Raw genomic sequence first — 13212 nt, forward strand, 5'->3', positions numbered from 1 at the left:
GACCAAGCCAATCTGGCCAGGCAATGGCGAGATCGCTGCGTCACTCTCTGTATTCGGAAACGGGTTGCTAGCCGCCCGGTGTTGGAAGGTGAGCAGGAGGAAGGAGGAGTGGATTGGCACGAATTTGGGAACGATTGTGTGTGATCTGAATGACTTGATATGCTATCGTGGTGGCGAAGCGAGGAACCCATGGCAGAGCAGAATGCGCCCCATTCGAACGCGGAAAATGGTCATCCCAGAAACGCGTCACCCCGGGCGAGGGATTGGTTTTGGCATCCATGGTACGCCAAACTCTGGTTGGGATTAGCGGCGATATTCTGGGCTGTAATCCTTGCGGTGCCCGGCTATCTGCTTCCAGGCGCGATTGTCGTGCCGGTCGGCGCATTACTTCATCCGTTTGTGATCGTACCGGTACTGGGTTTCGGCTTTTTCAAGGAATGGATTCACCACAATTTTGCTGCGGGTGATAGTGATGGGACGGAGCAAGATTCCTTCAGCAACTTTGGCCGGAGTGGATATCCGTTTCGAAAAATGGACCCAACCGATCCTACCGATTCGAGTTACTACTGGCACCCAGGCAATCCAATGAGCGAAGCTTGGCGAAATGAACATGTGAGAGGGATCCATTAGCGGGCTTTGAAGTCAGGATCGCCGTCGCCCATTCCCGACTGGCGATCAGCGCTGAAGCGTCCACTCTTTAAAATCTGATGCTGTTCGACGGACGTTAGAGGTGCCGTTAGATCCAGTGTTCCCCGAGCCGCATCAGCTTGAATGAGATAGCGGTTACGGAGACCCTCGTTGCCAAGGATTTGGTGGCCCAATTCTCGAGTAAACTCGTCAGCCGGTCGAGATGATCGGGAAGCCGCGCGTTCGGCCGCAGCGATCGCTTCACGTACATCGTAATTCACAATGTCAGTGCTCGCTCGAGCGTCAGTGACCCCAGTGCCTGCGTCAGATGTTTCAAACCCGACCTGGCCACCGACACTACCGCGTGTCTGTCGCATGCTACGGTTCGCGCCGCTTGTACTTTCCACCGATCCTCCAATGTTGGTGCCAAAAGATGACCGGTTGCTCACCTGATGACTCGCGCTTCGGGATAGCGATCGTGTCCATCCTGTCTGCACCATGATCGCCTGGACGTCCCGCTGGAGCGTGTCAGCCACCTGCGGTTTGAGGCGCCAGTTGCCCTTCCGGTCCATCTCGAACCCGCCCTTGAGCCAATTGGCCATCATGGCATGCCCCTCTGCACCCCCGCCCAGAAAATGCTCGACCGTATCTGGCCCGGCCTGCTTGCCCGCTTCGAACCGCGTGCTGGTGTCGGACCGCGCCGATCGGCTGAACCCGGTGCTGCTCGAGACCAGCAGATCATTATGGGCAAAGCTGAACCGCGCCCGCCCGCCACCGGCAATCGCACCCAGCTGGCTTTCATTGATCAGTCCAGCCCGCCACATCTGCGCGGCAGTATCAGGCGTCAGATTAAGGTTGAGATCGCCATTCTGGTCCATCGCAATCTGCCGCTTCGAGAGGCCAATGCCGTTCTCACGGAGAAGGCCTTGCATGCGGGTGAGACGCTCCTTGTCGACAATGCCGGTGAGCCGCTCATTGCGCGCCCGATCGGCAACGCCTTCCGCGCCACCTTCGGCCATATCGACCTGATTGCCCGCCGTGCGGCTCAAGGCCTGGATAAAGCTGTCGAGACGCGCCGCTTCCCGCACCGTTGCGCCGGCGGCCGCAGCGCCTTGCGCAAATCCGAAATTCTCAGCTTCCCGGCGCTGTTCGCCGATCCTGGCCGCAGACCGCGTTCCATCCAGCCCGACCTCGCGCTGCGCGTCGAGCTTGCCCGACCGCTCGGCAAAATCATATCCGGCGGCCTCGCGGGTACGGCCATAGACGCTGGTGCCCTCGCGCGCCGCTTCGGCCGTCGCGCCATCGGCGGTCCCGACCTGGGTCGCGGCATTATAGCTTTCAAGCGCCCGCATCACCTGCGCCTCATTGCGCCCAGTCGCGCGGGAGAGCTGCGTAATGGCCGTGGAGCGCGCTTCGCCAGACAAGGCATTGATGAACCCGATACGGCGGCTGGTTTCATCGAGCGACAGGCCGAGTATCGAGGCGGCGCTGCGGTGACCGGCATTATTGCCTGTGCGCCAGGCCTGCTCGGTGGCGACGTTGCCCCGTTCTGTCGCTGCCACATGATCACCGGCATAATCCCGGCGGCCCTCCATCGCCCCGACCTGCACCTGCGCGCCCGTCAGATCGTTTCGCAGCATCTGCTCCTGATCGAAGGCGTTGGCGGTGATCTTGGCGAAAGTCGGATCGGCCGAAGCCTGACCGATGAGCGTCGAGGCCTTGAGCGCCGCGTCCCTGGCATCATAGCCGCTGCGCTCAAAATGCCGCTGCGTGCCCGACAGCATCATGTCATAGGCGCGCTGGTCCCCGAAGGCTTTCCATTGCACCATATTCTGGGCGAATGCCGCAAAAGCCCGCTCCCCCGACTGCCCCTCGCCAAAATAGGTCGTGCCGAGTGCCCGCAACGCATCCTTCTCGGCAAAATTATGGATGGCGCCCGTCGTCGCATTAGCCCGGACCGCTTGAGCGGTTGTCGGATTGCTGAGATCGCGGCCAGCAAGAGCAGGGGAGATGCCGCCCAGCTCTCGCGCGGCGTCGATGCCACCCAGCGCGAAGGCGCTCCCGCCAGCGAGGCCGCCACCATGCTCGCCCAAGACGGTTCCGGCCGCGCCGAAAGCTCGATCGCTGCTGAACGTCGTGCGCTCCCCAAAATCTCCAAAGTTCGACGCCGTGCCCCTGCGGGCCATCGTGCCGGAGGCCGATGCCTGGGCTTCGAGCGCCGAGGCAAAGCCTTCCCGCGTCATCAGGGGCGTCGCTGCCGCCGTGCCCTGGCCCTGCGCCTGAAGCGCGCCGCCGGTGAAGGACGAGAACACATTGCCGGAGAAGCGGAACACGGTGAACACGAACGCCCCCGCTAGGCCCGCAGCGGCCGTGCGGAACGACCCAAAGATCGCAAGGGCCTTCAGCGCTGCCGACGGCGCCAGCATCCACGCATTCGCGGCGACATGATTGGATCGCATCTCGGCCAGGACCGCCATCGCCCGGCCCAGGGTCAGCTGATAGATGCCCGCATCGATGACGCCCCAGAGCGCCACGAACACGAACAGGCCGAGCGCGAAGCTCGCGACACGCAGATTGATCGGCGTCAGGATGAACAGCAGCGCGATCGGCATCATGAACAGCATGATCCCGAACACCGTGGCGCGGATTGTGGGCATCCACTGATTGGCGACCGACATGGTGGAGAGCCCACTCGACACCACCGCCCGGTTCGCCATCACCCGAGCCGCTGTCGCCGGGCTATCCTCGAACAGCACATCGCCGACGCTGCTGCCCAGCAGCACATCGGAGAAGAAGGCCTGAAGGGTAAGGGGCGTACCCATCATCCCGTCGCCAAGCTGCCCAAGACGCGTGCGGCACCGCGCCAGCTGGTTACCATCGGCGACATCATAGCCGCTGCTCTGGCAGACCTGGTGGGCATAGTTGTCGAACAGGGTTGGATCGCTGAGGCGGGACTGGATATGGTCCCAGGCCTCCTGGCAGCTCATGGTCGTGCCGCCCTTGTCGGCCGAGGTGAAGACGGTGCTGAACGTCGCCGGTCCGGCCATGGCCGCAAAGGAGGCGGGAAGGTCCGTCGTGCCCCGGAAAAGCTGATCATCATCGACGCCATAGGCCGGCGAGACGCGGGCGACCGGATAGCATTGCCGGACATAGTCCTTGATCGTTGCGTCGAGGAAGGTGTCGGTCATGGGGCCGCGCGGCGAGACGGCATTCAGAAAGAGGTCGAAGGCGTGGCCGCCCGCGCCAAATTCCAGCTTGGCGTTGGGGTCGGTGGTGTTGTCGTCGATCGTCTCGGCGAGCGCCCGCTCCATGAGGTTGGTGACGCCCGCCACCAGCACGATGAGATTGGGGACATCACCGACCGGCTGATAGGCATTGCGGACCCGGTCATAGACATGGACCGTGCCTGTGGTCGCGACCAGGCCGACGAAGAGGCCAATGCCGATCAGCATCTGGAACCCGAACGCAACCAGCCCCATCCCCTGGCCGCGGAACGAGGCGATCACAACGCCGAGCGCGATCCCCACGACCGCGCAGATCAGCACCAGCGTTTCATAGCGCGGATCGCCGAAGATCATCGAGACCAGGCGGAACGCATCCACCGTTTCGGCAAAGCCGTCATAGGTATGGAAACTGGACTCCAGAGCCCACGCGGGCGTTGCCGCCAAAGCGAGCGGCAGGGCAATGAGCAGGCGAGGCAGGCGAAACAGGCGGCGCATGGGCGGTGCCTCCAAAAGGTTCATCGATTGTTGTTCGAAGCGGTGCCGGCGCTGTCGCGGGCATCGCGATCCCGCGTGCGCATCAGCCCGGCATAGTTGGCGGAAAGGTTCGCCTGATTGAGCGCGGCCATATAGCTCTGCCGCATCTGCGCGCGCTGACGCAGCACCTCCTCGCGCAAATCCCTCAGCTGCTCGATGCCCTTGGAAAGAATGCGGGTCTGGCAGATATTGGCGTTGCCGGCATCGGCCGCGCCTGCGGCGCTCGCGCCCCGTTCGGCATTGGAAACCGCAAAATCGATCGATCGGGTGAGATCATTGAGCATCTGATAGGCGAGCGTGAGCGCCACCAACTCATCGGTATCGGCGATCACGGAATCGGGCACGCCCTCACGCACCCCCCATTCCAGCATGCGATAGACCGGCAGCGTGCGGACATTGGCGACAAACTGCCGCTCTTCGGCCGTCAGCGCCGCGCGCGTGCGGATCTTGGTGGCGATCGACTGCATCCGTGTCCGGGCCAGCTCCAAAGCCCCTTTGCCGCTGTCCGGGGCGCAGTCCGCGGCGGACGGCGGGATATTGAGCGAACGGCTCTGGACCTTGCCTACGAGAAAATCCTGCGGACTGTCGCTGTCCTGATGCGGGCAGGCGGGAATGGCCGAGAAGATCGGCACCTTGTCGGTCGCGTCCCAGCGCATATAGACGTCGCCCACGCGGGCGCGCATCACCGAGGCCCAGTCGCCGGCACCCACGCGCGTCGCGGCATGGGAGAGCAGGGAGCCGGTGCGGAAGATGTCGGTCACCTCGGCCGGGCAGTTGGCCAGCGCGTCCTTCAGATCCTCGGTCGGATTATTCTGGTTCGCCTGGATCTTCTCGCGGCTCTGCTGGTAGCTTTTCGCGAAACCTTGCCTAATCGACTTGTAGCCGGTCATCTCCTCGATGATGCCCGACATATTGTCGTCGCCCTTGGCGATCTGCACCATGCGATTGGAAAGACGGCAGTCATTGACCTGGATGGAGTTCAGGTAATTGGTCGCCGCTTCCATCTTCGAGATGATATTGCCCATTTTCTCGTCGAGGGTTTCGAGCAGATATTGGAATGCGACCGCAGGCGCGGCCTGAAGGATGCTCTCCAACTTCTGGACCAGATAGTCCGGGTCGAGGAACGACATGCCCCCAAGGAACATATCGATACCGCCGCATCCGGCTTTCACCTTGGGGAGGGTGAGCGACATCAGATAATCGTCATGGACATCTACCCGGCCGGACATGCCGCCCGCCGTCACATAGCCGCGCGTCTGGTCCTCGAAGGAGCCGGGCGAGGTATAGGTCACATTGTCGAACCAGCTTTCCGCCCATCCCTGGGCATAGGCTGGCGCGGTCGTGCCGCAGGTGGCGAGCAGACCGAGCGCGATCAGCGCACAGCGAGGACGGAGCGAAGGCATGGCGGGCTTCCTCTTGGAATGAGAAGGCGAAGATGCCGGCCCGCCATGCGCGGCATTTTCAAGGATGGTCGGATGTGGGAAATAACCTTGCAAATTTGGATCAATGATCCGAAATTGCGAGGTTGATTGACAGGCGGTCGGGTTGCTTCCGCCTGGGAATGTCTGGAGTTTGATGCGTGCGTGCTGCCGATCATCTGGAAGGCCTCACTGTCGCGCCAACGCGATCAACTGCTCCAACGATGCCGGTGAACTTGGCCATCGCGCGAAGCCCGACCGCCGGACGCACGCCCGTCAGCATCTTGGCCGCGAGATAGGCATTGCGCGCCAGGTTGACGCCGTGGTCGGTGCCGATCGCGATCGGGATGATGCGATCAGCATCGGCGACGGGACGGATCCATGCTACCGGATGCCCGACCCAGGGGAGGCCCAGCCTGCCGGAACGCAGCAAGGCCTCGTCGCCGCCGATGGTGCGGACCTGCCAATGATAATGCCGGGAATATTGCGCCAACTTTGCCCAGAGGTCCGCGCAGGGCAGACATCCGGGCGCCGTCGTCATCTCGATGATGAAGAGCGAGGCCTCACCTCCCAATGTCGCAGCGAAATCCGGCGGAAAATCCTTGGTTGCGGGCACGCGGGACAGCCAACTTTGCATATCCGCGTTCGTCGCGACGGGATGGATCGCAGCGCGCATGGCGTCGGCGCGCGTGATCGGCCGGGCCATTGCGCCTGACATGGCAAGCGAAGGCGCCAGGAATGGAAGGATCATCCAGAATCTCATGGGTTGGCATCCTGCGGCCCGTCCGCCGATGGATCAGCTGCAGCAACGGGACCATTGGCGAGCGCGTCGAAGAAGCCGTCTTCCTCACCCGCGCCAGTCAGGAACTGCTCGGGCCGGATGTCGCCGGAAAGCAGACGGACGGCCTGGTAGGCGGTCTGGGTGAGGTTGGGATAGGCCTCGACCCCCGTAGCGATCACCATGCGTTGCGGACTGTTCCGCCGGATCACCATGGTCGTGGGCGTCACATCGACACCGAAACGCTGCGCAACCTCGGGCCGGCGGTCGAGGTCGATTTGGGACACCTGCCAGCCCATCTCGTCCTGGAAGCGCTGGACGATCGGCCACTGCACGCGGCAATAGCCGCAACTCGTCCGCGAGAACATGACGAGCGCGAACTCGCCGGCGTGCGCGCGCAGATAGGCGCGGCGCACAGCATCCTTTTGGCCGAGCAGTTGGTCGCGTGCGTCGCCCACCATCGGATTGGCCGACCTGGAATTGAGTTCGGGATGCTGGAGCATGGCGAGCTGCGTCACGCCGGCAAAGGCCCGCGCCTTGCGCCGCGCAAAATCCTGCAACCGCCAGAAATCGGCGACCGCATCGACCGTCAGCACGGTGGCGGCATAATCGCGCTGTTGCTCGATCAGCTTGCGGATCTTGGGCGGCGTCCATGCCGCAAGCTCGGTCATGGGCGGGATCACCGGCTTCACCAGCCTGTCCGGGTCAGCGGCTTCGTCTCGGGGTTTCGGCTTTGGTGCCACGTACCACCAATAGCCTTGCTTCGGTTCCGATGCCGGCGAACCCATCTGCGCGGCTGTCGGTGACGAGATCAGCAAAATTGCCTCAAGGGCGGTTGGGAGGCGCCAAGTCATAGCAGCTTCTCCATCCGCGTGAGGCGATGCAGGGGCACGGGGCCGAAATAGCGGCTGTCGAAACCGCCTACATAGGAGGAGCCGACATAGACCATGCCAGCAGGGATATGCGGCTCGGTGGGCCGCCAATGAAGAAGGCGCTGCCCCTTCCGCCCGACAGGCTTGCTGATCCCGATGAGCTTACCATTGCACCGATACCAGCCATCCCTCGCGCCCGGCGTCATCGAGGGTTTCTCAATCATCTCGATCCTGTCTCCCGGCATGCAGAGCACATATTTGGTGACATCGACCGGGGCAGGGCCGGCAAGGGGATGCCGCAGCTTGAACGACACAAGGTCACCGCGCCGGATGGTGCCCGGCGCCTTGTGGACCAACCAGGCGTCGATCGAGGGCGACATGACCAAGGTGAACTGCGGCAAGGCCCAAAAGGCGGCGGCGCTGATCGGCAGGATGATCGCGCAGGCTTGCCAGAAACGGCGCGGTTGTGGCGCCGTGTCGGGACCGCCCGCTCCCAATGCCATGGCTGCTTTGCGCGGGGTGGCCCTGATTTCGGGCCATGCCGCCCTAGCGGCGGTCCAGGCGAGCCTGAGCATCGGCCACCTCCTTCATGCCGCCGAGACGGGCATATTCTTCGAGCAGACCGGACAGGGCAGCGTCGCCATAGACGATGTGGCGGCTCGCCGGGCTATCATCGTCCCGCTCACAATAGGGCTGGGTCGGATCGCCCGGTATCAGGCCAAGCGCCGGCACCCGCGCGACCCCGTGCTGGCGAAAGACCAGCGGATCAACGATCAACTGGACATTGCGCATGGCGCAGGCCGGGCCGTCGCAGCCTGGATCGATCCGCAGCACCTCTGCTGAAAGCCTGGCCATCGGACCGATCTTCGTCATCCCGCCCGGCACGCCGCGAAAGGCCATGACGCCGCCAGCTTTTTCGAGCTGCGTCGCATAGGTCCGCAAAATCGGGATGGGCATGGAGGAGGAGGCAAAAAGCAACGGCACCCAGCCATGAGGCGTCGAGGGTGGCGTGGCGCCTGCTAGGCCCGTTATGTCTGGCGCCTCCAGCCCCAGGGCCTGACCGAGGCGCTTCGCCATGGCCTCCCGCTGGGCCGCGAGGCTGTCCTCGCCGGAGGTCAGCGCCGATCGCGCGCGTGCGTCCATGGCTGGGGCCGGTTTGCGGTTTCGCAGGCCCTCGAACGCGCGGCGCCGTGTCGCTTCGGGAAGATCGGGCAGTTGATCCGGCCCGCGCGCCTCGGCACGATCCTTCTGGCTCGCAACCGCTCCCTTGAGGCGCTGCAAGGCGCTGTCGCCCTGTGCCTGCGCGCGTTGCCGGGCATTGCCCGCGTCCTCCTCACTCTGCGCTGGGCAGGGCGAGGCGACGAGCATCGCCGCTGCAAGAAGCGCGCGGCTAGGGATTGACCGTCTCCATATAGGCATCGATCCTGTCCTTCATATCGATCTGGATGTCCGACTGGGCCCGTGCCTCGATGTCGGAATAATATTCGGAGAGATCCATTTTGCTGAAATCCAGCGCCTGGAACTCTTCAGCGGTTAACCCGCGGCAATAGGGTTTCTTCGCCGTTCCCCACCCCATGGCGTTGAAGCTGGCAAGCTGCGGCCGGCCCTGTTCCTGGATGATCCGGCCGAGCCTGGTGTTAAAGCAGCAATGGCCCTTGGCCTTCTGCACGCAGACGCCAAGAATACTCGACGCGCAGTAGGTGCCGACCTCATGGCACATGCCCGAGCCAAGGAGCATGCCCACTTCCATATCCTGTTGGTCACAGCCCGACAGCAGAAAATCCATCATGAAGTTGATGGCGAGGCTGATCGCGATCGACGTCGGATCTATGCCGACGATGATCGCATTGGCGCCGGCGCCAGCCGCCTCGCTCGCGGTGGCACCGGCATTGAACGCGGTGTACGCCGCTTTCATGCCCGACCAGACGCCCTTGGCGATGGCGATCTTGGTGCCGATCGAGGAGATGGACGAGCCCATCCCGTCCTTCACGATCTCGCCGCGATCCTTGCAGCAGTTGGAGAATGTGGTCTTGAGGCCCGCCGGACGGCAGCGAACGGCGCGCCCGGCAAAAATCTCGATCGCCCCAAGGCAGTTGCCGTCGGCATCGACGGCGCCGTCATTGGGGGCGCCCGGATCGTCGACGACCGGATCCTCCTCCTCGATGCCGCCGCCGGTCACCGATGTGCAGGCATGGGGCGAGCAACTGGGTGTTCCGCCGGTGGCGGGGGTCAGACATGGATATTGACTGCCAAGCGGACAGCTATAGGCGCCGACCGCATCGGCGACACAGGCGACCTGCTGGATCGGGCAGAGATAGCTGCCCCCATTTGTTTCGGAGCATTGGGCGGTTTCCCTTGCGGCCTCGGCATCGCCGCTGCCGTCGAGGTCGGCGGCGCAAAGCTGCTGCGCTCGGGCGGGCGCCGCTGTGAGCGCCACGCTGGAAGCCAGCAGCAGGGCGGTCCACAAGGAGAGGCGCCACCGCATCAGCGTGTTTCCGCCGTGCAGACCAGATCAGCGCCGGCCAGGCGCACGCTCTGCATCATGACGACGGCTTCGGGAAAATCATCGAGGCAGCCGCAGGCCGACACCAGCTCTTCCCTCTGCCCGAGCGGACAGACATTGTCGGCTGAGCAGCTGTGGTAAAATATGTCCCAGCCGGCCGGGTCATTTTGCCTGACGCCGACGACACCGTCTATCGCCACATCGCTATTGGCCTTGGGCGCTCGGGTCTTGCAGATGGGCTCGCAGGCGGTAACGGAACCCCGTTCGGGCATGGAGAAGGGACGGGTCGAGGCCGAAACCATGCCGCTGGCATCGGTCGTCCGGTCCGCCAGCAGCGTTTCGGTCGAGTGGTCGATGATATACGCGCCGCGGCTGAGGTCCGGTGCGCCGGCGTCTGCCTGGTCGATGACGCATGCATATTGGCGTGCGCGTTCGAAGAAGTCGCGCGTATATTGGAAACTGCATGCCCCCGTGCCGAACAGACGGGTGGAGGGCAGGGGCTTGATGCCGGTGTTGACGCCATTCCTGAAGGTCACGACACCATCGACCGTCTCGCTCACAAGATGACAGGCGGGATCGGCGGCATAGCCCGAGCATAGATCGACCAGCCGCTCGCTGACCTCGCAGGACGTGTCGACCTGCACTTCGAGAGTGACATAGCCCCAATTGCCGTCGCCGCCACCCCGCACCCGCGCGCCGACTATTGTCGCGCCGCTGCGCAGCTGGGAGGTGATGTCGATGGCGGACCTGTTGTACCAGGGATCGTCGCTGATACGGCAGTCGCCCGAGGGCAAGGCCTCCCCCAGCCAGGGGCGCTTTCCCGCATAACCCACGATCTGGCCGTTGACCCTTGCCTGGACCCAGTCGTCCGCGCCCATTTCAACGATGCGCGCGGAGCGTATCCGCGCCGGAGCCAGGGGATCGAAAGTCGCGCTGTAGATTGGGGGCACGCTGCCACATGTGCCGGAGCCGCGAATTTCATAACGCCGGCAGCCGGTTCCGCAGCTCGTGACCGCAGCGATCGAGCCGCGCACTGCCAGGACATCGTCGAAACCCCATTCCTTGACCGTGATGTCGCGCTCGATCGCGCAGTTGCGGGTCTGCTGCGCTTTACCGTTGCCGGCCGCGGAACCGGCCAGGGTCTGGAAGACGCTGCTTGCCTGCGAGACGGAATAGGCGTCGCCCTGGATCGCGGTGGGGTTGCTCCGATAACTGGTCGCCGAAAGCTGGGGCTGAGCCGTGCAGGCCGTGGTCTGCGCTCCAGTATAGCGGATCAGTGGACCATCGATGGAAGCCTGGGCTACGCCGATACGGGGATCGGCGGTGGTGAGCGCCCCGACAACGCCGCCACCCAGATCCTTGAGGATCGAGGCCATATTGCCCCAGGAGAGATTGGCGCCGCAGCTGTTGTTGACGCAATAGCAGCCGGCAAGGGCCGTGAGATCGACCTCGCCAAGCTTGAGATTGCCGCTGCTGCCGACCTCCCATTGAAACGGGTGGCATTGGTTCCAACTGCCCGGCGCACAGGAGATGATGCCATTGGCGCAGATGCCCGATACGGGTACGGGCACATTCAGCGTTTCGTCGAACGAGCCGTCGAGATCCTTGTCGCGCGAGATGCGCAGCGTGCCGATATCGCCGGTCGAGGCGGGTTGGGCGAGCAGTTCGAGCAGCGTCGCGGTCTTCTGGCAGGCGATATTCGGCGCGAAGCTCTTGCTGTTGTCGATGGTGCTGACCGGCTGGCCGGCAAGACTGGGGGTGAGATAATTGCTTTGCAGGGCATCGCTGTCGCCGGTCTTCGTTCGCGATGCGGTGGCCGCGCTGCGTGCGCGCTCCTCCATCGTCTGCGCCTGGGTGACGGCGGGAAGGCAGATGGCGATGCCCGCTGAGAGGAGGAGCGCGTGACACTTCATGACGCGGCATCCGGGGCGGCGCGCGACATGCGGCGCAGTCGGAAGCAGTGGGACACGCCCGATGCCCCGACGTCACCCAGTACGCGAAAGGCGGCCTGGCCTCCTATGGTGGTCAGCACGGCCACCACGACGGCGGGCCGGAGAGGGGTTTTGCCCACCGCCGACAGGGGTTCGGCGGCCGTGCTGACCATAGGTGGAGCGATGCCGCAGGGGGACCGCGGCATCGCTCCGTCCTCGCGCCGCGCGGGACAGCCACCATGGCTGTGGCGGGCAGAGCAGGCAAAAGCCCGCATCGGTGCGAGGGATGGGGGAAGGGACCGGCTCACGGGGTCGAAACTCCCGCGCAGCAGATCACCTTTTCAAAAGCCATGAACTGGGCGTTGTCCTTGCCGGGCGCATGTTTGCCCGAAGACCAGAGCGCACCGGGGCGGCCGATATTGACGCATTTGCCGCCCTTGACCGGCTCCATGATCTGGAGCTTGTAGCGGCTCTTGGTCCAGATCGGCTGGGGCTTGAACGAGCAGCCATCGGCGGACGAGATGGTCAGCGCACCAAGCCGCCCCATCATGAAGGTGCCGCGCGCCGCGATGCCGGCCCAGGCTTCGACCGAGTCATCGAAATGGATGTCGCCCGCGACCGGATAGGTCGCGCCCCAGCTTCCCATGCACCAGAAAAGGGGATCGATGACCTTGCCGGCGGCAGCCGCCGCGCTATCGGCCATGCAGGCCAGCCCTGCGGCGGGATTGCCGAACAAGATGCCCTCGGGCTGGATGATCGCGCCCAAAGTCCCCGACTGCCAGGTCGGCAGCACCTCGGTGATCATGGCGACGTCGAAGCCGTCATCCTCGATGCAGGGGAGGTCCGTGAACATGTCCAGCATCTTCCAGACCGGGGAAATATAATAATGCATCTGCGCGAACATCTTGCGCGTGTTGGTGCCGTCGGCGATGCTGCTCTGGCTCCCCTGGAGCTTGCCGCCGGTGGGCATGAGGTCGGCGCCCAGCGCCATCATGCAACCGGGTTCTGTAACGACGTCGATCATCCGGTTGGGCGACCAGAAGCTCACTTTCACGCCGAACCAGAAGGTGGTGCCCTTCCGACAGGCGCAGAGCGGCTTGGAGGCGGACTGGGCGTCCAGTTCCTTGGACAGGCTGTCGAAGCTGCCGACCCGGACGCCCCCGATGGTGATGGGGAAGATGCAGGTCCAGCGCACCTTGGTGATGGGATTGAAGATCGTTCCCGCCTCGCATTTGGAGGCATGGGCCGGCGTCGATACCAGCATAGCCAGACCCCCCATGCCAAGGCACAGCATCTGCTTCATCGGACGAGTCGCTATGAAGTCG

11 protein-coding genes are annotated in these 13212 nt (G+C 63.9%); 1 reads left to right on the forward strand and 10 read right to left on the reverse strand.

The window, feature by feature from the left end; genetic code table 11:
- Nucleotides 1-189: 189 nt before the first annotated feature.
- A complete protein-coding gene (locus K7W03_RS01385) occupies nucleotides 190-630 on the forward strand; it encodes a PrgI family protein (RefSeq protein WP_140404647.1) in 441 nt (146 codons plus the stop codon).
- Here K7W03_RS01385 and K7W03_RS01390 read toward each other — a convergent pair.
- From K7W03_RS01390 to K7W03_RS01435, 10 genes are all read right to left on the reverse strand, one after another.
- The gene (locus tag K7W03_RS01390) at nucleotides 627-4346 is read right to left on the reverse strand and encodes a conjugal transfer protein TraG N-terminal domain-containing protein (RefSeq protein WP_222885332.1); all 3720 of its coding nucleotides are present in this window, start codon (nucleotides 4344-4346) and stop codon (nucleotides 627-629) included. The two genes, K7W03_RS01385 and K7W03_RS01390, sit on opposite strands and share 4 nt — an antisense overlap.
- Before the next feature lie 20 nt (nucleotides 4347-4366).
- On the reverse strand, nucleotides 4367-5788 hold the full coding sequence (locus K7W03_RS01395) for a conjugal transfer protein TraH (RefSeq protein ID WP_222885333.1): 1422 nt from the start codon (nucleotides 5786-5788) through the stop codon (nucleotides 4367-4369).
- Between the two features lie 190 nt (nucleotides 5789-5978).
- Nucleotides 5979-6554: a hypothetical protein gene (locus K7W03_RS01400; RefSeq protein WP_226869605.1), complete on the reverse strand. Its 576-nt coding sequence runs from the start codon at nucleotides 6552-6554 to the stop codon at nucleotides 5979-5981.
- An 8-nt stretch (nucleotides 6555-6562) separates the two neighbouring features.
- Nucleotides 6563-7369: a conjugal transfer protein TraF gene (locus K7W03_RS01405; RefSeq protein ID WP_226869619.1), complete on the reverse strand. Its 807-nt coding sequence runs from the start codon at nucleotides 7367-7369 to the stop codon at nucleotides 6563-6565.
- Between the two features lie 62 nt (nucleotides 7370-7431).
- Complete coding sequence (locus tag K7W03_RS01410; RefSeq protein ID WP_222885335.1) at nucleotides 7432-8028, reverse strand: S26 family signal peptidase; 597 nt, start codon at nucleotides 8026-8028, stop codon at nucleotides 7432-7434.
- Nucleotides 8000-8872, reverse strand: coding sequence for a type-F conjugative transfer system pilin assembly protein TrbC (locus tag K7W03_RS01415; protein WP_222885336.1), 873 nt, complete (start codon nucleotides 8870-8872; stop codon nucleotides 8000-8002). Before K7W03_RS01415 ends, K7W03_RS01410 begins: the two co-directional genes overlap by 29 nt.
- Nucleotides 8844-9938, reverse strand: a complete 1095-nt coding sequence (traN, locus tag K7W03_RS01420; protein ID WP_222885337.1) for a conjugal transfer protein TraN — start codon at nucleotides 9936-9938, stop codon at nucleotides 8844-8846. Before traN ends, K7W03_RS01415 begins: the two co-directional genes overlap by 29 nt.
- On the reverse strand, nucleotides 9938-11869 hold the full coding sequence (locus tag K7W03_RS01425; RefSeq protein ID WP_222885338.1) for a hypothetical protein: 1932 nt from the start codon (nucleotides 11867-11869) through the stop codon (nucleotides 9938-9940). Before K7W03_RS01425 ends, traN begins: the two co-directional genes overlap by 1 nt.
- The gene (locus tag K7W03_RS01430) at nucleotides 11866-12093 is read right to left on the reverse strand and encodes a hypothetical protein (RefSeq protein WP_140404698.1); all 228 of its coding nucleotides are present in this window, start codon (nucleotides 12091-12093) and stop codon (nucleotides 11866-11868) included. Before K7W03_RS01430 ends, K7W03_RS01425 begins: the two co-directional genes overlap by 4 nt.
- A 98-nt stretch (nucleotides 12094-12191) precedes the next feature.
- Nucleotides 12192-13190 carry a TraU family protein gene (locus K7W03_RS01435; RefSeq protein WP_413469283.1) on the reverse strand — a complete coding sequence of 333 codons (999 nt, stop codon included), beginning with the start codon at nucleotides 13188-13190 and terminating at the stop codon, nucleotides 12192-12194.
- Nucleotides 13191-13212: the final 22 nt, after the last annotated feature.

The organism is Sphingobium sp. PNB (assembly GCF_019873065.1).
GTDB lineage: Bacteria > Pseudomonadota > Alphaproteobacteria > Sphingomonadales > Sphingomonadaceae > Sphingobium > Sphingobium fuliginis.